Origin of the sequence: Corynebacterium sp. HMSC056E09 (assembly GCF_001813425.1) — a bacterium.
Classification (GTDB): domain Bacteria; phylum Actinomycetota; class Actinomycetes; order Mycobacteriales; family Mycobacteriaceae; genus Corynebacterium; species Corynebacterium hesseae.
Genome location: NZ_KV812495.1, coordinates 145,482 through 162,184, shown reverse-complemented (window position 1 = coordinate 162,184; position 16,703 = coordinate 145,482). Strand labels below are relative to the sequence as shown.

Annotated in this window: 17 protein-coding genes; 7 read left to right on the top strand and 10 right to left on the bottom strand. The window is 63.9% G+C overall.

All coding sequences use genetic code 11. From position 1 onward, the window contains the following. Positions 1–40 precede the first annotated feature (40 nt). Positions 41–913, top strand: a complete 873-nt coding sequence (locus tag HMPREF2912_RS07080) for a LysR substrate-binding domain-containing protein (protein ID WP_070563481.1) — start codon at positions 41–43, stop codon at positions 911–913. Here HMPREF2912_RS07080 and HMPREF2912_RS07075 read toward each other — a convergent pair. The 4 genes from HMPREF2912_RS07075 to HMPREF2912_RS07060 all read right to left on the bottom strand — a co-directional run bounded on the left by HMPREF2912_RS07075 (position 910) and on the right by HMPREF2912_RS07060 (position 4,678). Next, entirely contained in the window at positions 910–1,884 is a 975-nt protein-coding gene (locus tag HMPREF2912_RS07075) for an ArsA family ATPase (protein ID WP_070563479.1), read from the bottom strand. The two genes, HMPREF2912_RS07080 and HMPREF2912_RS07075, sit on opposite strands and share 4 nt — an antisense overlap. Continuing rightward, the gene (locus HMPREF2912_RS07070; protein ID WP_046647629.1) at positions 1,875–2,132 is read right to left on the bottom strand and encodes a cory-CC-star protein; all 258 of its coding nucleotides are present in this window, start codon (positions 2,130–2,132) and stop codon (positions 1,875–1,877) included. Before HMPREF2912_RS07070 ends, HMPREF2912_RS07075 begins: the two co-directional genes overlap by 10 nt. Next, entirely contained in the window at positions 2,122–3,828 is a 1,707-nt protein-coding gene (locus HMPREF2912_RS07065; protein WP_070563477.1) for a carbon starvation CstA family protein, read from the bottom strand. The genes HMPREF2912_RS07070 and HMPREF2912_RS07065 overlap by 11 nt, the downstream gene beginning before the upstream one ends. A 247-nt stretch (positions 3,829–4,075) precedes the next feature. After that, the gene (locus HMPREF2912_RS07060) at positions 4,076–4,678 is read right to left on the bottom strand and encodes a superoxide dismutase (RefSeq protein ID WP_070523894.1); all 603 of its coding nucleotides are present in this window, start codon (positions 4,676–4,678) and stop codon (positions 4,076–4,078) included. A gap of 165 nt (positions 4,679–4,843) precedes the next feature. Between HMPREF2912_RS07060 and msrA the strand changes: the two genes are divergently transcribed. Next, positions 4,844–5,494, top strand: coding sequence for a peptide-methionine (S)-S-oxide reductase MsrA (gene msrA, locus HMPREF2912_RS07055; RefSeq protein ID WP_070683688.1), 651 nt, complete (start codon positions 4,844–4,846; stop codon positions 5,492–5,494). 24 nt (positions 5,495–5,518) lie between these two features. Here msrA and HMPREF2912_RS07050 read toward each other — a convergent pair whose 3' ends face one another. After that, complete coding sequence (locus HMPREF2912_RS07050) at positions 5,519–7,360, bottom strand: alpha/beta-hydrolase family protein (protein ID WP_070563473.1); 1,842 nt, start codon at positions 7,358–7,360, stop codon at positions 5,519–5,521. 140 nt (positions 7,361–7,500) lie between these two features. On the opposite strand from HMPREF2912_RS07050, the gene HMPREF2912_RS07045 reads away from it, so the two are divergent. From HMPREF2912_RS07045 to HMPREF2912_RS07035, 3 genes are read left to right on the top strand one after another with little or no spacing between them, the layout of a single operon-like run. Continuing rightward, a complete protein-coding gene (locus HMPREF2912_RS07045; RefSeq protein WP_070523884.1) occupies positions 7,501–8,448 on the top strand; it encodes an L-lactate dehydrogenase in 948 nt (315 codons plus the stop codon). After that, positions 8,448–9,152 (top strand): glycerophosphodiester phosphodiesterase family protein, encoded by a 705-nt coding sequence (locus tag HMPREF2912_RS07040; RefSeq protein ID WP_070683686.1) that lies wholly within the window; start codon positions 8,448–8,450, stop codon positions 9,150–9,152. Before HMPREF2912_RS07045 ends, HMPREF2912_RS07040 begins: the two co-directional genes overlap by 1 nt. A gap of 21 nt (positions 9,153–9,173) precedes the next feature. After that, positions 9,174–10,103, top strand: a complete 930-nt coding sequence (locus HMPREF2912_RS07035) for a DUF5926 family protein (RefSeq protein ID WP_070523878.1) — start codon at positions 9,174–9,176, stop codon at positions 10,101–10,103. A 107-nt stretch (positions 10,104–10,210) separates the two neighbouring features. Here the strand turns inward: HMPREF2912_RS07035 and HMPREF2912_RS07030 are convergent, their stop codons facing one another. The 3 genes from HMPREF2912_RS07030 to HMPREF2912_RS07020 all read right to left on the bottom strand — a co-directional run bounded on the left by HMPREF2912_RS07030 (position 10,211) and on the right by HMPREF2912_RS07020 (position 13,547). Beyond that, positions 10,211–11,500: an LCP family protein gene (locus HMPREF2912_RS07030; protein WP_070563510.1), complete on the bottom strand. Its 1,290-nt coding sequence runs from the start codon at positions 11,498–11,500 to the stop codon at positions 10,211–10,213. A 206-nt stretch (positions 11,501–11,706) separates the two neighbouring features. Next, on the bottom strand, positions 11,707–12,405 hold the full coding sequence (locus tag HMPREF2912_RS07025) for a CPBP family intramembrane glutamic endopeptidase (RefSeq protein WP_070683684.1): 699 nt from the start codon (positions 12,403–12,405) through the stop codon (positions 11,707–11,709). After that, positions 12,402–13,547, bottom strand: a complete 1,146-nt coding sequence (locus tag HMPREF2912_RS07020) for an amidase (protein ID WP_070683682.1) — start codon at positions 13,545–13,547, stop codon at positions 12,402–12,404. Before HMPREF2912_RS07020 ends, HMPREF2912_RS07025 begins: the two co-directional genes overlap by 4 nt. A gap of 41 nt (positions 13,548–13,588) precedes the next feature. Here HMPREF2912_RS07020 and pheA point away from each other — a divergent pair, with 41 nt between their 5' ends. Together pheA and HMPREF2912_RS07010 are read left to right on the top strand one after the other, a co-directional pair. Further along, complete coding sequence (gene pheA / locus HMPREF2912_RS07015; protein ID WP_070562208.1) at positions 13,589–14,494, top strand: prephenate dehydratase; 906 nt, start codon at positions 13,589–13,591, stop codon at positions 14,492–14,494. Positions 14,495–14,505: 11 nt separating this feature from the next. After that, positions 14,506–15,153: a histidine phosphatase family protein gene (locus tag HMPREF2912_RS07010; protein ID WP_070597027.1), complete on the top strand. Its 648-nt coding sequence runs from the start codon at positions 14,506–14,508 to the stop codon at positions 15,151–15,153. A gap of 23 nt (positions 15,154–15,176) precedes the next feature. Here HMPREF2912_RS07010 and HMPREF2912_RS07005 read toward each other — a convergent pair whose 3' ends face one another. Beyond that, on the bottom strand, positions 15,177–15,524 hold the full coding sequence (locus HMPREF2912_RS07005; RefSeq protein ID WP_070531807.1) for a metallopeptidase family protein: 348 nt from the start codon (positions 15,522–15,524) through the stop codon (positions 15,177–15,179). Positions 15,525–15,554: 30 nt separating this feature from the next. Then, a complete protein-coding gene (locus HMPREF2912_RS07000) occupies positions 15,555–16,685 on the bottom strand; it encodes a septum formation family protein (RefSeq protein WP_070523861.1) in 1,131 nt (376 codons plus the stop codon). Positions 16,686–16,703: the final 18 nt, after the last annotated feature.

Sequence of the window (16,703 nt, the reverse complement as noted above, 5' to 3'; positions counted from 1 at the left end):
GTAAAATGTCCGAAAGTTACTTAAAGCATGCGAGGTGTGCATGAATCTGGAAGATGTGCGCGGCGTGGTCGCCGTGGCGGACCATGGACTCGTCGGCGCGGCTGCCGACGCCCTCGGGCTCTCCCAATCCGCGCTGACCCGCCGCGTGCAGCGCATCGAGGCGGAGGTGGGGGCCAGCCTCTTCGAGCGCAGCGGCCGGCGCCTGCGGCTGAATGCCCGCGGCCAGGCATTCGTGGAACACGCTCGGCGGATGTTGATGTCCGAAGCTGCCGCGCGCGATGCCGTTTCCCGCCTCATGGATCCGGAGCGCGGCACCGTGCGCCTTGATTTCATGCATTCCTTGGGCACGTGGATGGTCCCGGAGCTGCTCAAGGCCTATCGAGCTCAGCATCCCCACGTGGATATCCGTCTGCACCAGGGTGCGGCGCGCGAGCTCGTGGAGAGGGTAGCCGCCGGTGAGTCCGACTTGGCGTTGGTCGGCCCCCGTCCTACCGACCCCGGCCCGCTAGGGTGGCACCAGCTCAAACTGCAACGCCTAGGTCTAGCGGTTCCGGAAGGCCATTGGGCCGCAGGGCGAGACGGGGTGCGCATGGAAGACTTCCGCGATGAACCCTTCATTGGCATGCTGCCGGGCTATGGAACGCGCATGCTGCTCGACACCCTAGCGAGCGAGGCCGGCTTCACCCCGCGCCTCGTCTTCGAATCCATGGAGCTCACCACCGTGGCGGGCCTCGTGGCCGCCGGGCTGGGATCGGCTCTGTTGCCGCTCGATGACCCCTACCTCAAAGCCCGCAACCCCGTGCCCCTGCAGCCCGCGGCTTACCGCGAGCTAGGGTTGGTGTGGCGCGAAGGCGATGATGCCCCGCCGGTCGAGCATTTTAAGGACTTCGTCGTGGCACGCAGCGCCGACTAGATATCGAAGGGAAGCTCGGCGGCCAGAGCTGCGAGCGCCTCCGGGGTGGAGACCTCGTGGGGCAGCCAGGGGATGGTGTGCACCGGTTGGCCCGGCAGCTTCTCCGCGAGCAACTCGAGGGCCGCGTCCTCCGAAGCGCGGCGCTGCTGAAGGAACTGCTCTGCGCTGTCCGGGGTGCGGCGGTTGACCAGCAGCCCACCGCAGTGCACGCCATGGGAACTCAGGTCCGCGAAGAACTCGGCGGTTTCCAGCACCGGGGTGCGATCAGCGGTGAGGACGAGGAAGAAGGACGTGGTGGTTTCGTCGGAAAGCACGGCGCGCAAACGCTCGAAGCGGCGGCGGCGCTTGAGCAGCGTGGAGCGGATCTCCTGGTTGCGGCGGTCCACCGGATCCTGCGAGCTGGCGGATACCGCCTTCTCCGCCGAGGTCATGCCGCGCACCACCGCGCCAAACCTATCCGACGTTTCGCGCCGGGCCAGAAGCCCATCGGTATAGGCCGCCATGATTTCCGGCAGCGCCATGAGCCGCGAGGTGTGGCCGGAAGGAGCGGTGTCGACAATGATGTGCTCACACTCCCCGACGTCCTGCTGCTCTTCGATGAGTTCCGCTATGCGCTCCAGCATCGCCGCCTCGTGCGTGCCGGGCGAGTGCCGCGCGAGGTCCAGGTGCCGGTCGACCTCGCGGTGGAGGCGCTCCGGCATGAAGCTGCGCATCTGCTTGCCGACGCCCCTCAGGTGCTCCTCCGTTGCCCGCGCCGGGTCGATCTCGATGACGTTTAAATGGGGGCGGACGTTCGTGGGGACGTCGCCAAGCTCGGCGCCAAAGATGTGCCCCAGGTTGTGCGCCGGGTCCGTGGATACCAGCAGCACGCGTTTACCTTGTTGGGAGAGGCGCAGCGCGGTGGCGGTGGCCAGCGTGGTCTTGCCCACCCCGCCCTTGCCGCCGAAGAACATGATGGGGGCTAACAACATGAGATTCCATTCAAGGGTGAGCGCTCCATGCCCATGCGCGTGTGCCAGGCGTGGAAGTCTTCATACATCAGCGGCAGTAACTCCAAGGTGTAATAGCTAGCGGGATTCGGCAGGCCGAGAGCCTCCGAGAGGATAAGCAGCATGAAGAGATCATCTTCCTCCTGCTGTGCCTTGGCAAAGGAACGCCGATAGGGCGCGGAATAGAACTCGTCGAGACCGCGCCCGAAGGCTTTGAGTTTATCGAGCATTGACCGGCAGGGGAGGTTCGATGTCTTCGTCCTTCCACACCACCTGCGGGGCCTTGCGCGCGCGGGAGATGGCGGCGATGGACTCGGCGATAACCCAGATAGCGGCGACGATGATGACGGCATCGATGACGAGGAGGAGCCAGTTTCCGGCCTGGAACAGCGTCTTGAGCTGCAGCACCGCAGCCCACAGGGACATGATGGTGACGAAGACCAGCGGGATCAGCACCGGCCAGGTCGGGCGGCGCAGCTGGGTGAGGATGACCACGATGATGGACAGCGTGAGGCCGGCCATGAGCTGGTTGGTCGTGCCGAAGAGCGGCCAGATGAGCATGCCGCCGGAGCCGTCAACGCCGGTGGAGAAGGTCAGGCCCAATGCGCAGCCGACGGCGATAATGGTGGCAGCCAGACCGCTGAGCTTGATGCCCATGAGTTCGGCGGCCTCCGAGACCACCATGCGCTGCAGACGCACGCCGGAATCCATCGTCGTTGCCGCAAAGAGAACAGCCATGGTGGCCAGGATGGTGGCGGAGAGTGAGGTGGGGATGCCCAAACCTTCGTTCATGAGGGCACCGCCGCCCTGTACGAAGGCATCGACGCCTCCGGCATTCCATTCGTTGTAGACGGCCTCCCAATCGGCGGCTGTCTTGAAGCCGGCCGTGGTGGCCACGATGGTGCCGAGTGCGAGGAGGCCCTCACCCACGGCGCCGAAGTAGCCGACGAAACGGGCGTCGGTTTCCTTGTCCAGCTGCTTGGAGGAGGTGCCGGAGCTCACCACGCCGTGGAAGCCGGAGACAGCGCCGCAGGCAATGGTGACGAAGAGCAGTGGGAAGATTCCAGGCGTGTTGTCCGGGACGTGATCCGAGACGGTGGGCGCAACGATTTCTGGGCGGGTGACGAGGAAGGAACCGTAGAGGATAATGAGGCCCACGAAGAGCTGCAGGCCATTGATGTAGTCACGCGGCTGCAACAGGACCCACACCGGAAGCAGGGAGGCGATAAAGGCGTAGACGAAGAGCAGGATGATCCACACGCCGCGGTCCGGGATGCCCAGGACGGTTTCCGGCAGGGCCAGCGGGACGCGGTCACCGATGATCATCAGCGCGTACAAAGCGGCGACGCCCACGATGGAGACGATGGTCAGGTTCCAGCGAAAACGGTAGATAGCCTGGCCGATGAGCAAAGCGACGAGGATGGCGCCCCACGTGGGGATGACGGCGGTTGGTGTGGAAATCAGCAGGTTGGAGATGACCACGGCGAAGGCCGCGTTGACCATGAGCAGCAGCAGGAAGATGACGACGAGGAAGAGCGCGCGCCCGCGGGCGCCGATATAGCGCCCAGAGAGCGTGCCGATGGACTGTCCGCGGTGGCGCTGGGAAGCCCACAGCGCGCCCAAGTCATGCATGCCGGCGAAGAAGACCGTGCCCAGCGTGACCCAGAGGAAGGCTGGCAGCCAGCCCCAGATCACGGCGACGGCGGGGCCGATGATGGGTGCTGCGCCCGCAACCGAGGTGAAGTGGTGGCCCCACAGCACGTACTTGTTGGTGGGGACGTAGTCGACGCCATCCTCCATGGTGTGGGCCGGCGTGGAAAAGCTATCGGAGAGCTGATACACCTTCGAGGCAAGAAAGCGCGAGTACAGCAGGTAGCCCGCCAGCATCATGGCGAGTCCGATAAAGACGAGAAGAAGTGAGTTCACAAAACCACCTGAAGAGAGTCAGTTGAGATGTCACATTCATATGTGCGGTGGTGTGAATTATGCCATAGCAGTTTTGTGAAAGGGGGTTTAATTTCTAAATCCCTATAGGGAAGGGTGGGGCAGAAGGGGTGTAGTCCATCGCCGCTTATGGTCTGTAGGTGGATGAAAACGCGAAACCGCGCCGGGCCTCAACGAAGAGGTCCCAGCGCGGGTTGAAGCTACGTGGCCTTAAAGGAGGCCGTCGTGCTTACTTGGTAGCAGCAGCGTAACGCTCGGCAACGTCGTCCCAGTTGAAGACGTTCCATACGGCCTTAACGTAGTCAGCCTTCACGTTCTTGTACTGGAGGTAGAAGGCGTGCTCCCACATATCCAGCATCAGCAGCGGGGTGAAGTTCACGGAGATGTTGCCCTGCTGATCGGTGAGCTGCTCAATAACCAGGCGACCAGCAACGTGGTCATAGCCCAGCACTGCCCAACCGGAGCCCTGCAGGCCGGTGGCAACGGCGGAGAAGTGAGCCTTGAACTTCTCGAAGGAACCGAAGTCACGGTTAATAGCCTCAGCCAGCTCGCCGGTGGGCTCGCCGCCGCCGTTCGGGGAGAGGTTCTTCCAGAAGATGGAGTGGTTGGTGTGGCCACCCAGGTTGAAGGCCAGGTTCTTGGACAGAGCGCGGATGGCGTCAGCATTAGCCTCGCCGTTGCGCTGCTCCTCCAGAGCCTCGAGCGCAGCGTTAGCGCCAGCAACGTAGCCAGCGTGGTGCTTGGAGTGGTGCAGCTCCATGATCTCAGCGGAGATGTGCGGCTCCAGGGCATCGTATGCGTAGTCGAGTTCCGGAAGTTCGTAAACAGCCATTTGTTTCATCCTTTCTTTGGGGTACGAGGCCCCATGGTAGGGCCCGGATGAGAATTTGGCCACAATAATTTTTCTATGGGAGTCGCCGTGAACAAAAACCTGGATTGCGGGCAGTGCGGCGGAGTATAAGAGGGAGGACAACGCTAAGTGTAAGGAGAACCCAGCATGTTTCTTTTCAAGCCAGAACCCACGCTGGTGGCAGCTAAGGACGCTCTTCCCGGGCGCGCGGAGCCTGTTCTTGAGAACCCGCAGCCCCACGCGGTCCTGGGCACTCCGATTACCGGCCCATGGAAAGAGGAGCAGAAATCCCTCATCATTGCCATCGGTTGTTTCTGGGGAGCCGAGAAGATGTTCTGGGAGACCGAAGGCGTGGAGGCAACCTCCGTGGGCTATGCGGGCGGCACCACGCCAAACCCCACCTACTACGAGGTCTGCCGCGGGCTGACCAACCATGCGGAGTCTGTGCAGATTACCTATGATCCACAGCGCGTGAGCCTGCGCGACCTTGTGGTTAAGGCCTTGGAAGCTCACGACCCCACCCAGGGCTTCCGCCAGGGCAACGACGTGGGCACGCAATACCGCTCGGCCTTCTACCCAGAGACTGAGGAGGAACGCGCCGAGATTCAACAGCTCATGGATTCCTACGCGGGCAAGCTTGCCGACGCCGGCTTCGGCGCCACCACCACCGAAGTCACCCTCCTCAGTGAGACGGACTCAGGCCAGTACTACCTGGCTGAGGACGAGCACCAGCAGTACCTGCACAAGGTACCCAATGGCTACTGCCCGCACCACAGCACCGGTGTGAAGTGCGGCTAGAGCTGCTTACGGACGTGAGTCCGGCTAGAGCTGTTTGCGCACGTGCGTGCGGAAATCGGAAGGTTTATTGAGCTGGTCGCGCTCCACGAAGACCCGCATGCGCTCGGCTAATTCCGGGGTGAGTTGAGTGCGCGTTTGGGATCCAAGGACGGAATCCCAGTACCAGAAGGTCTCCTCGAAGTAGTTGTGCCCGTGGCCGCCGGGCACGTTGAGGGAGTTGATCTGGTCCAGGGCCACCTGCCAGAAGGTAATGAACGGGTGCCAACGCAGATTCTTAAAGGTATCCGCGTACAGGGTCTGCGGGGTGGGCTCGTGGATCCAGTTGGGGCGGGCGTAGATGAGCTTGCTGTCCCACCACACGATGGCATCGGAAGCATGTTGCCCCACCGCCACGCGCGGGCGTTCCCAGCGGCCATAAGGTTCGCCGAATGCGTCGTGCTCCATGTGGGCGGGAACGGCGGCGAAGCGGAGGTGCCGGCCGCCGTCGATAAGCGGCAGGCGTTCCAGGGAACCGCGTTCGCGGTGCAGGCGCCGCATGAAGCTGGTCATCCGCGGGGGTCCGGTGAATACCGCACCATCGCAGGCGGCGAGGAGTTCCTCGAGCGTCTCAAAGTTCTCCACGATGGCATAGCAGCCTAGGGACTCGCCGCTGAAATACAGCTTGGGGCGGTTGTCCTCGGGGAGGAGCTCGAGGCGGGCATGGACGGCCGCGATGAGCTCGCGCGCAAAGGTGCGGGAGAGGTTCTTGTCCACCAGGTAGGAAAACATGGAAGGCAAGTAGTCGAATTGCAGGGCCACGGTGGCGCAATTGCCCCGCGTGAGGAATTCGTAGCCGCTGACCGCATAGTTATTGATCCACCCTGAGCCGGAGGGCATTTGCAACACGATCGTGTCGCGGTGAAACGCGCCCGTGCGGTCCATCTCCGCCACCGCGTGGCGTGCGGCGGCGTGCGGGCCGCGGCCGCGAATGAGTCCGATATAGATGCGAATTGGCTCGTGGGCGCGCTCGAAGTGCATGACCTCCTTGATGTCCTGGGCGCGCGGGCCGCGGTCAAGAAACGCTCTGCCCTGTGAGCCGACGGCCGTCCAAGGCTCATGGGACCACGGGCTGCCAGAACGCTCCGGCTCCCACGGCATGGCGGAGCCCGGATATACCAGCTTGTTGAGCGCCAGGCCTTGGACGGAGGCCTTGCGGAGCAGGCGACGCCACACCATCCGGTCGCTGACCAGGGCGGTGGCGAAGCCGACCGCGCCGCCGGCTAGCGGCCAGGCAATCCACCTGGGCAGCCAGCGCTGGACCTGGAGGGACAGCTGAGTGACGGTGAGCTGGGCTGCCTCCCCCACAACGAGCAAGGCGCCGTAGCCTGCCGTGCCCACGGCCATGCCCAGTGCTGCGGACTGCGGGCCGCGGTCATTGAGCTTTCCCACGAGCCGGGCTTGCTCCGTCTGATTGCGCAGGGAGCGTATGCCTGCGATGAGCGTGCCAACCCCCAGTGCGTAGTAGGAATAGCGCCGAGTGGTGGGGCCGACGCGGTCCTGGGGGCGGCGGCCAGCGTGGTGCAGCGCGCGCTTGGCAGCGAAGGCCGCGGTGGTCGCGGCGAGGTGTCCAGCGCCTTGGCCGATGGCCACGTTGGCGGCGGTGACCCACCACGGGCGGGGCAAAAGGGAAGGGGAGACGGCTGCCCACGTTGCGACTTCGGCGCCGAAGAGCCCGGGCCACATGTTTTGTGGCAGGCGCCGCCGGCCAGTCATGCGCATGCCGGGCGTGAGATCGCTGATGATCTCCAAGGAAAAGATTGCAGCCTGAAGGCCCGTGCGGGCGGTTCTGAGTGCGATGCGGCGCGCAAGTTGACGCATGCTGGCCATTGAACCAGCTTTAGGTGCGACGTGCAGCGCAGCCTCCATAGATGTCCGATCGGACATGAAAATGTGAGATCGGACTACTGGGTCTGTGAATTCGGGCGCATAACGAGCAAAATTCGGACATTGGGGGCACAATAGGAGGCATGGGAAATCATGTTGGAAACAAAGTAGTACTCATCGGAGCTGGCGACGTTGGAGTTGCTTACGCCTACGCTCTGGTCAACCAGGGAACTGTTGACCACCTGGCCATCATCGACATCGACGAAAAGAAGCTCGAGGGCAACGTCATGGACCTCAACCATGGTGTTGTCTGGGCCCCGTCCCGCACCCGCGTGACCAAGGGCACCTACGAAGACTGCAAGGACGCCTCCATGGTCGTCATCTGCGCCGGCGCCGCTCAGAAGCCCGGCGAGACCCGCCTGCAGCTCGTGGACAAGAACGTCAAGATCATGAACTCCATCGTGGGTGACGTCATGAAGAACGGCTTCGACGGCATCTTCCTGGTCGCCTCCAACCCGGTGGACCTGCTGACCTACGCGGTGTGGAAGGCCTCCGGCTTCCCGCACGAGCGCGTCATCGGCTCCGGCACCGTCCTGGACTCGGCCCGCTACCGCTACATGCTCTCTGAGATGGATGACGTGGCACCGACCTCCGTCCACGCCTACATCATCGGCGAGCACGGTGACTCCGAGCTGCCGGTCGTCTCCTCCGCCAACATCGCTGGTGTCTCCCTGTCCCATCGTTCTGAGAAGGACCCGGGCTACAACGAGCGCATCGAGAAGATCTTCGAGGACACCCGCGACGCCGCCTACCACATCATCGACGCCAAGGGCTCCACCTCCTACGGCATCGGCATGGCCCTGGCCCGTATCACCCGCGCGGTCATCCAGAACCAGGCCGTCGCACTTCCTGTCTCCGCTTACCTGCAGGGTGAGTACGGCCACGAGGATGTCTTCATCGGCACCCCGGCCATCGTTGACCGCTCCGGCGTCAACCGTGTTATCGAGCTGGCCCTCGATGACCACGAGAAGGAGCGCTTCGAGAACTCCTTCAACACGCTCAACACCATCAAGGAAGAAATCTTCGGCTAGTGAAGATTGTCGCCCACAGGGGATACTCCGGGAAATATCCGGAGCTATCCCCTCTTGCCTTTGAAAAAGCGCTCGAGCTTCCCATTCACGGCATCGAGTGCGATATCCGCCTGAGCAGCGACGGCAAGGTGGTGGTTCACCACGATCCCACGCTGGACCGCACCACGAATGGCTCAGGCCGAGTGTCTCGCATGACATGGGAGGAGCTGCGCCGCCTCAAGATCGGTGGTGGCCAGCGCATGCTGCTTCTCGACGAGCTCCTCGAGATGCTCGGCGATAAGAAGCATCACCTCTACATCGAGACCAAGCATCCCTCGGGGCAGGGCGACATCCTAGAAGAACAGATGGTGCTGCGGTTGCGCTACGCAGGGCTTGTCGACGACCCCCGGATCCACATGATTTCCTTTTCCCACCGGGCCATCCGTCGAATGGCGGCGCTCGCCCCGCATATCGACCGCATCTACTTGCGCCGCGATTGGGAGCGCCATTTCAACCGCCCAGATATCTTGTTATCGCAGCCCACGGGCCTGGGCATGTCGCTGTTGCGCAGCAAGCTCCAACCAGGTGCCATTGGTGCGCATGGTCTGCCCACGTACATGTGGACCATCGATAAACCTGAGGATATGAAGTGGGCGTGGGCCAATGGGGTGGATATTCTCGCCACGAACCAGCCGGAAGTGGCCCTGCATGCCATTGAGCTGTAATGAACAGGTAAGTTGTTCAGTATGGCCAAGAAGAAAAAGAAGAACGAACAGCTGCCGGAGGGCATGTCCCGCCGCCAAGCTAAGCTCGCTGCCCGCGCCGCCGAGCGCGCTGCCCTGGAAAAGGACCCCCGCCCCTTCGGTGGGCTCGCCGCTGAGGCTAGCCTCGTCGCCCTGCAGGAATTCGTTCCTTCCGCAACGGCGAAGCTGTCTGTGAAAGGCTTTGACAAGGACGTTTACGTCTCCACCGTGCTGCCCGGTGCTACCGCGGCACTCATCCGTGATGAGGAGTCCGGCGGCGAGGCCTTCGTGGGCCTGCAGGTGCAGTCCCACACGCATAACCCGGGCCGTGACCTGGCTTTCGCCCTGAATTGGGTGAAGAACAACGCGCCGGGTTCCACTCTCGAGTCCACCGCTGCTGATGGCTCCCAGCCGGAGCTCAAGGAGCTGCTTGAGGAGGACGCCGAGCTCGAGATCAACGTCTACCAGGACTTCGCGTGGTGGATGCCGGAAGGCGCGCAGGTTCCTCCGCAGATGGCGCAGGCCCTGCAGCGTGCTAACGATTCCGTCATCGAGTCCTACCAGGTGGGCCAGGAGGCCGAAGGCTTCGTGGGTACCGCCTTCTGGGCTAATGCCGGCGGCGGCAAGGCGCACATCCGCTGGGTCCGCCCCTGCGATGACGAGAATGCTTTCCTTAACGCCCTCGCGCGCATCGCCGCTCGCGGTGAGCTCAACCTGGGAGAGAACACCAAGTTTGCCGGTGTCTTCCGTACCCACGGCCTCATCGCTCCGGTCTTCGACCTCGATCCGGAGGTTGCGCACGATTCCTACGAGGCAGAGTTGTCTCGCGTGAACAAAGCTCTGGAGGAGGAGATCTCCAACGACGCTAACCTCGACGCCGATGAGCGCAAGCAGCTGCAGAACATTAAGTCCCGCCAGGTAACGCTGCGCTAGTATCTCGGTGCCTTCGCCCCCCGAGGCGCGGGTACGAAACGATCAAATAAGGCTCCGAAACCATGTGGTTTTGGAGCCTTATTTGATCGAAACGACCGGCCGAAGCCTTATCGCATGGAGTCCCAGAGCGCTTGGGCCTCGGCGTCATCCCAGAGGACGACGTTGCCCACGACCGTGTCCTCGAAGCCGCCGATGGGAACCGTCTTCGTCTCCACGCCCGAGGCCATGGATAGCGCCACGCGGGCGAGGTGCCAGACGTGGTCCTTCTCGTTGACAATGAAGGAGTCTGCGGTGTGGTTGACCAAGGAGACGGCCTTGAAGGGGTTGCCGATGGTGGAGAAAGACGTTGCCTTATCCAGCAGTGCGGCGAAGAATTCGCGCTGGCGCTCCACGCGGTCCAAGTCACCCATCGCGGTGGCGCGGGTGCGCACGTAGCCGAGCGCATCCGGCCCGCGGAGCTTCTGGCAGCCCGCTTGGAGGTCGATGCCGGCAAGCGGATCGTTGATGGGCTCCTTAACGCAGATATCCACGCCGCCCACGGAATCCACGACGTTGGCCAAGCCGCCCATGCCGATCTCCGCATAGTGGTCGATGTGGAGGCCGGTGGCTTGCTCTACGGTTTGGGTCAGCAGCTGCGGGCCGCCGTAGGTAAAGGCTGCGTTGACCTTGTCCATGCCGAAGCCGGGAACGTCGACGTAGCTATCGCGCGGAATGGAGACCAACTGGGCCTTTCCGGATGCGGGAATGTGCAGCAGCATGATGGTATCGGTGCGGCCGACGCCCACATCGCCACCGGTGCCTAGCTCCGCCTGCTGCTCTTCAGTGAGCCCCTGGCGCGAGTCCGAACCTACGAGCAGCCAGTTTGTACCAGAGGTCTGAGCTACCTGCTCGGTGGGTAGGGCATCGATGCGCGTTAAACGCGAATCCGTCCACAGGGTAAAAGCCACCATGAAGACGAGGGCGATGACGACGAGCCAGCCCAGGCAACCGAAAGCCTGCTTGGCTGGGTTTACTTTCTTGCGGCGGCTGTGCGGGCGACCTTCGGCACGCCGGCGGGTGGGGGCTTGCGGAGCGTAGCTACGCGGTGGGGCATCCGGGGTGTACCGATTGGTGCGGGCAGCAGACTGTTGCGAAGGCGCGCTCCGGCGGGGCGCTGGGCGCGCAGGGGAGCGCTGGGCCATGTAGGCGTCGACGTCGAAGCGGGTCTCCTCCGGCCGGGAGCGCCGCGCGCTGGGGCGCTGAGCGCGGGAGGATGAATGCGCAGGATTAGCTTGCTGCGCGGATGGACGGCGGCGCACCGGGCGGCCATAGCGATCGCGCAAGGGCTGCCCGTCGGCACCAAGGACGAACTCGCCTGCGTCATCACCGGCTGCGTGTGAGCCGCGCGGGCTGGCCATGTTCCGGGGGCGGGAAGGGCCTGCAGAGCTAGCGGAGCCCGCGCGGCGAGGCGTGCCGTGGGGCTCGCCGGCACGGCGGGCTTCGCGCTCTGGATCGCGTCCTTGGTAGGTCATGGGGAACACTGTACCGCGAAACAACTTCTGCCCCACCTATCACACAGGGGCCGGTAGCTGTCTTTTCGCTGTGGCTTGTCGATAGCTCTTGCTTAAGCGCCGAAGAGGAGGGCGTAGCCAACGAAGGCGATGGCGTCGATAAGAAAATGCGCGATGACCAACGGCCACACCTTGCCCGTGCGGTGGAAGTACCAGCCATAGACCACGCCCATGATGATATTGCCGAAGCCCGCGGAAACACCCTGGTAAAGGTGATAAGAGCCCCGCAGGATGGAGGAAGCCGCCAGCGTTGCGGGCAGGGCCCACCCAGACTGCTTAAGCCTGGTCATGAGCCAATACACCACCACCAGCTCCTCCGCCCAGGCATTAGCAAAGGACTTGATGAGCAGCACGGGGATCTCAATCCACGTATCGAAGGCCCCAGGGACGACCTCCTTGGTCCAACCGAAGTGCAACGCTACGTAATACAGCACCAACCCCGGAAGGCCAATGACTGCCGCTAGCGCTGCGCCGTGCAGGCCGTCCCGCCACTGCGGGCGGGGTGGAGAAGAAATCAAGTACAGAGCAAGCGCTCCCCACCCGAAGAGCACCGCGGCACTGCAGAGCTGGAAGGCGAGGTCGAGCAGCGTCGTCGCAGATTGCGAGGCATTGATGGTTACCGATTGCTCGTTGAGCGGCGCCGGGTTGAGCAGGGAATCGGTCAGGCGCAGCGCGGCGCGCACACCCGAAATACCAAAGGTGATGGTGAGGACGATGAGTATTTCCGCCCGCAGGCGTGAGCGCGCGCTCATGGGTGAAGCACCTGGGCGAGGCCGAGAAGGGAGGCATCATCAAGCGTGAGCGAGCCCAAGTGCACGCCCACCGGCGGATGATCGCGCACCGGCCAAGGCACGCAGATGGCAGGCAGCTGCGCCACGTTGAACAGCGAGCCCCACGGTGACCACCGCGTTTGCTCATCAAAGTTGGCCTGGTGATCCAGCGCCAGGAAATGCCCGCGCCGCGGCGGATCGAAAGCCAGCATGGGACTCAAAATGGCATCCACGTCCCATTCCTGGGCCAGCATCTCCGGCAGCTGAGCGGCATGGGCGCGGGCCGCGGCGAATTCGGAATCCGTGACGCGGCGGCCCTTCGCGCGAATCCACTCCGCGTAGCCCTCCGCAAAGTCGAGGCCCGCCAATCTCCGGGTGAAGATGTGCTGGAAGGCCTCAAAGGTGCGGGCAGCTTGAGGGTAGGCAGAGATGGCGACGGTTTCGAAGCCGGCGCCTTCAAAGGAGGCGGTGGCCTCCGCGACCGCACGCAGCATGTGCGGGGCCACCTCGGCTTGAGCGAAAAGGGGATCCGTCAGCACGCCAATGCGGGCGCGCCGGGCACGCGGACGAAGGCCATGCAGCGCGGCGGTATCGGCGATGCTGCGCGTGATGAACCCCTGCACCGAGAGGTCCTCGCCGCCGGGCTTAAACCCGACGACGCCGCAGGCAGCGGCCGGAACGCGGATGGAACCGCCGCCATCGGAAGCATGCGCGGCGCGCAGCAATCCTCGCGCCACCTGGACCGCTGCCCCGCCGGAGGAACCGCCCGGCGTATGGCCGGGATAGAGAGGATTATCCGGGTGGGGCAGGCCGACAGGTTCGGTGTCCACACGCAGGCCCAGCTCGGGTGCGGCGGACTTGCCGACGACTCGCGCGCCGGCGTCGATAAGCTCCTGCACAAAAGGATCAGTCTCCTCCGCCACGTAGGCACGCTCGGCATGGCCGAGCGTGGTGGGCATGCCGGCGACGTCGTTGAGATCCTTGACCGAGAGAATCCACCCGCTCAAGCGCCCGTGTGCCTGTGGCCGGCGCTCGAGATCGAGATACGTGAAGCCGTGCTCGGCAGGGCTCAGGCCCGCTAGATCCTCGCGCAGCTTGTCCAGTGTGAACTCGGTTCTCTCCATGGCGGCTCAGTCTAGTAGTTGAGTGGGATAAAGTTGCTGTCATGAGCACCACCATCGCATTCCTTGGGCCCGCCGGAACCTTTACGGAAGCGGCGATGCAGCATTTCGCCGCTGACTTTGATTCCCCCGAGGGCCTTCCGGTGAGCTCGCCGGCCGAGGCGCTGGCGGCGGTGCGCTCGGGCGCGGCGGACTATGCCTGCGTGGCCATTGAGAACTCCGTGGACGGACCCGTCACGGCTACTTTTGACGCGCTTGCCGACGGCTCCCGGGTCCAGATCTACCGCGAGGTGGACCTGCCGGTGTCCTTCTCCATTCTGGTGCGCCCCGGCAGTTCCAGCCGCACAACTTTCTCCACGCATCCTGTGGCCTACCAGCAGGTACGCGGTTGGTTGGAGCAGAACCTGCCGGACGTGGAGTATGTCCCGGCGGCGTCGAATGGCGCGGCGGCGCAGGCCGTGGCGCGCGGGGAGGTGGATGTCGCGGCCGCCCCTGCCCGGGCAGCGGAGGTCTTCGGGCTGGACTCGATTGCGGAGAATGTCGCGGACGTTGCCGGGGCCACGACCCGCTTCGTCCTGGTGGGGCCGGCCGGAAAACCGACCGAGCGGACCGGCAACGACAGGACGTCGGTCATCTTCACCCTGCCCAACGAGCCTGGCTCCCTCGTCGGCGCCCTCCAAGAATTCGCGCACCGCGGGGTGGATCTTTCCCGCATCGAATCCCGACCGCTGCGCACCGTCTTCGGTAACTATCGCTTCCACGCCGACCTCATCGGGCACATCGAGGACCAACCGGTGGCGGAGGCTTTGCGGGCGCTGTGGTTGCGCGCGGAGAACGTCGTTTTTGTCGGCTCCTGGCCTTCCGCGGTAAAACTCGGGGAGGGCCCACGGGATTTGGCGCGGCTGAAAGAGGCCGATGACTGGGTAGCGCAGGCGCGCACCGGTCAATAGTGTGGTGAAGCATGACTGGAAGAATCATCCTCCTGCGCCACGGCCAGACCTATTCCAATATTGACCGCATCATGGATACCCGCCCGCCGGGCGCCGAGCTCACCGAGCGCGGCCGCGGCCAGGCGGAAGATGTCGGCCGCGAATTGGCTGAGCTGTGCGCAGGCCGCCGCGTGCGATTTGTGTGTTCTATTGCCCTGCGCGCCCAGCAGACGGCGATGCTGGCCGCCCGCACATACGGCGAGGCAGCCGATGAGCGCAGCGTTCCGGTGGAGGTTCGCGTGGGCCTTCACGAGGTCTTTGCCGGCGAACACGAGATGAGCGGCAGCGAGGATACCCACCGCGAGTACATGGTGGCGTTGCGCGGCTGGGTCGACGGCGACCCGGAAGCCCGAATGCCGGGCGGTGAAAGCTACGTGGACGTGTTAGGGCGCTACCAGCCTGTGCTGGAGGATCTCGCTGCTGAGCTGGAGGATGATGAAGACATCATCGTCGTCAGCCACGGCGCCGCCATTCGTGTGGTGACGACGCACGCCTGCGGCGTGGACCCCGATTTTGCCTACACCGGGTACATGCCCAACTGCCGCTTCACCCTCATGGAGCCGCAGGGCCAGCCCTTTGGCCAGTGGGTGCTGAGGCGCTGGGCGGATACCGAAGTTTAGTTCATTGCGGCCACGGTAGGTACCTACCCCCAGCCGAGCTCGTGGAGACGGTCCTCCTCGAAACCAAAGTAGTGCCCGACCTCGTGGAAGACAGTCACCATGACTTCGTGGGCGAGCTCTTCTTCCGAGTTGCTTATCGCCTGCAAAGGCTGCCGGTAGATCGAGATGGTGTCTGGCAGGTGGCCGGTGTGTGAGGCCGTGCGGTGGGTGAGCATCACGCCCTCGTAAAGCCCAAGCAGGTTGGGGCTATCCGGGTGCTCTTCTTCGACGAGGATGACCAGGTTGCGCATCTGATCGACGAAGCGATCCGGGATCTTGTCCAGGGCCTCGCCGACTAATTCCTCGAAGCGTTCCTCGCTGACCTCGTACATGTGCTTACTCCCTGTTGAGCGGACGGGGGTTTATTGGGCCGGTGCCACGGCTTCAGGCGCGGCGGGATCGGCGTTCTGCCCGGCCGGCTGGGCATTCTCGCTGCCCTGCTGGGAGTTCTGCTCGGCTGGCTGGGCATTCGGGTCGCGCAATGGGTTGCGCTTCGGCTGCTCCGTGGGCGGGGCGCCATTGATGCTCAGGGCATCACGGCCGCCCGTGGCAGAGCCGGTGATCTCGGAGAAGTGGCCGTCCTTGATGTGGATCAGCGAGCAATTCACCGAACGGGAGCCTCCCTCCCACGATTCGCGGCTCATCGCGCCCCAGAAAGGCTGCAGCGTGGATTGGTAGAGATTCTCCTCGCCGCCCAGGTAATCCATGGCGTTCTGGGTACACGTTTCGGAGAGGAATTTATCCATCTCTTCATCGCTGGGGTAAGCATCGGGGAACTTCTCTGCCAGGCTGATGACGGACACGGTCTCCATCTGGTGCGGTTCCTGGCACGGCACGGTGCTGACTACCTGTTTGTCATCCACCTTGCGGCATTCGCCGGGCTTGGCGACGATCGCCTGGTCCACCTCGCTGACCTTGCCCGTGGACTCCTGCGGTACGCCGTTGGCGTCGGTAGTCTGCAGGCCGCACAGGAGGGTGCGGTCACCCTGATCCCAGGAACCGGCCGGCGGAAGGATGGAAGCAATGTCGTAGCGTCCGTTGGGATCCCATTTGCCGTTGAGGTAGCTCACCGTGGGGGCCTCGCATAGCTCGTCGCGCAGGGCGTTTTGCCGCGTGACGTCTGGGCGCTTGGCGTTGGGGCCGAACTCGCTGGTGGGGTAGGCGCTGAGATCCTCTCGGGCGGAGACCTCGAAGCGGTGCGGTTTATCGCAGCTGGTCTGCTCAAAACCTGTGGCAGTGCCGTCCGGGGCGATATCCCACGTCACACACGAGCCCGCGGAGGCGGTGGTGAAGGATGCGGCTTCGCCTTCGGAGGAATCAGCGGCCTGGCTACCGTCGGCGCTGGGGGAAGCGGAGTCATGTGCGGCCGAATCGGTGCCAGTTGGCCCGCCACTGAAGAGACCGTAGAACGCCAAGAAGACGGCCGCGGCTACGGCAGCAACGAGGACGACGCGGATGGCGGAGGCGGAGCGCCACGCAGATGAAGTGCTCATAGAACTCTTCATACTACC

Excerpts from the sequence above, each read along its gene's own strand:
- HMPREF2912_RS07080 (WP_070563481.1), top strand. The coding sequence starts at position 41 with ATGAATCTGGAAGATGTGCGCGGCGTGGTCGCCGTGGCGGACCATGGA.
- HMPREF2912_RS07075 (WP_070563479.1), bottom strand. The coding sequence starts at position 1,884 with ATGTTGTTAGCCCCCATCATGTTCTTCGGCGGCAAGGGCGGGGTGGGC.
- HMPREF2912_RS07070 (WP_046647629.1), bottom strand. The coding sequence starts at position 2,132 with ATGCTCGATAAACTCAAAGCCTTCGGGCGCGGTCTCGACGAGTTCTAT.
- HMPREF2912_RS07060 (WP_070523894.1), bottom strand. The coding sequence starts at position 4,678 with ATGGCTGTTTACGAACTTCCGGAACTCGACTACGCATACGATGCCCTG.
- msrA (WP_070683688.1), top strand. The coding sequence starts at position 4,844 with ATGTTTCTTTTCAAGCCAGAACCCACGCTGGTGGCAGCTAAGGACGCT.
- HMPREF2912_RS07050 (WP_070563473.1), bottom strand. The coding sequence starts at position 7,360 with ATGGCCAGCATGCGTCAACTTGCGCGCCGCATCGCACTCAGAACCGCC.
- HMPREF2912_RS07045 (WP_070523884.1), top strand. The coding sequence starts at position 7,501 with ATGGGAAATCATGTTGGAAACAAAGTAGTACTCATCGGAGCTGGCGAC.
- HMPREF2912_RS07035 (WP_070523878.1), top strand. The coding sequence starts at position 9,174 with ATGGCCAAGAAGAAAAAGAAGAACGAACAGCTGCCGGAGGGCATGTCC.
- HMPREF2912_RS07030 (WP_070563510.1), bottom strand. The coding sequence starts at position 11,500 with ATGGCCAGCCCGCGCGGCTCACACGCAGCCGGTGATGACGCAGGCGAG.
- HMPREF2912_RS07025 (WP_070683684.1), bottom strand. The coding sequence starts at position 12,405 with ATGAGCGCGCGCTCACGCCTGCGGGCGGAAATACTCATCGTCCTCACC.
- HMPREF2912_RS07020 (WP_070683682.1), bottom strand. The coding sequence starts at position 13,547 with ATGGAGAGAACCGAGTTCACACTGGACAAGCTGCGCGAGGATCTAGCG.
- pheA (WP_070562208.1), top strand. The coding sequence starts at position 13,589 with ATGAGCACCACCATCGCATTCCTTGGGCCCGCCGGAACCTTTACGGAA.
- HMPREF2912_RS07010 (WP_070597027.1), top strand. The coding sequence starts at position 14,506 with ATGACTGGAAGAATCATCCTCCTGCGCCACGGCCAGACCTATTCCAAT.
- HMPREF2912_RS07005 (WP_070531807.1), bottom strand. The coding sequence starts at position 15,524 with ATGTACGAGGTCAGCGAGGAACGCTTCGAGGAATTAGTCGGCGAGGCC.
- HMPREF2912_RS07000 (WP_070523861.1), bottom strand. The coding sequence starts at position 16,685 with ATGAGCACTTCATCTGCGTGGCGCTCCGCCTCCGCCATCCGCGTCGTC.